This window comes from Prevotella sp. C561, assembly GCF_000224595.1.
GTDB classification, from domain to species: Bacteria; Bacteroidota; Bacteroidia; order Bacteroidales; family Bacteroidaceae; genus Prevotella; species Prevotella jejuni.
The window spans coordinates 1-659 of sequence record NZ_JH114207.1; the positions used below are offsets into that span (position 1 = coordinate 1).

The following is a 659-nucleotide window of genomic DNA, read 5'->3' on the forward strand; positions in this document are numbered from 1 at the left end:
ATACTGTTTCAAGAATAAGAGAAAGGAAGTCTGGCATGAATAGCCGAAGTGATTTCTTCCAACTCAGTCCTATAGCTCAGTTGGTTAGAGCGCCACACTGATAATGTGGAGGTCGGCAGTTCAAGTCTGCCTGGGACTACACATTGGTTAAGTCAAATGTGTAACAGGCTGAATATCCTTTAATCCTTTTCTCTATCCCTTGGGGGATTAGCTCAGTTGGCTAGAGCACCTGCTTTGCAAGCAGGGGGTCAACGGTTCGAATCCGTTATTCTCCACCACGCTGTCTTCTGTTTCTGAGGCATCGCCTCAGAACACAAAGAGTAACAGCACAAGATCTTTGACATATTGACACAAGCAAGACTGTAAGTAGAATTAATATTCCTTATATATAGGAAGAGTTAGTATTCTCATTCATGAAGATTTATCTTCATAATGTTTAGAATCACACAACAGCTGAAAGTATGAGCTACATTCTTTGTAAGTTATTACAAAGAAGGCGAAGAAAGTAAGAAAGGGCGCATGGCGGATGCCTTGGCTCACGGAGGCGATGAAGGACGTGATAAGCTGCGATAAGCCTTGGGTAGGTGCAAATAACCTTTGATCCAAGGATTTCCGAATGGGACAACCCAGCAGGTTGAAGACCTGTTATCACTACGATA

General features: G+C 42.9%; 2 tRNA genes and 1 rRNA gene. All 3 read left to right on the forward strand.

From position 1 onward, the window contains the following. Positions 1-65: 65 nt before the first annotated feature. Positions 66-139 (forward strand) — tRNA-Ile (locus HMPREF0666_RS15955). Positions 140-201: 62 nt separating this feature from the next. Next, positions 202-278 (forward strand) — tRNA-Ala (locus HMPREF0666_RS15960). 221 nt (positions 279-499) lie between these two features. Next, positions 500-659 (forward strand): 23S ribosomal RNA (locus HMPREF0666_RS17770); the annotation flags it as partial.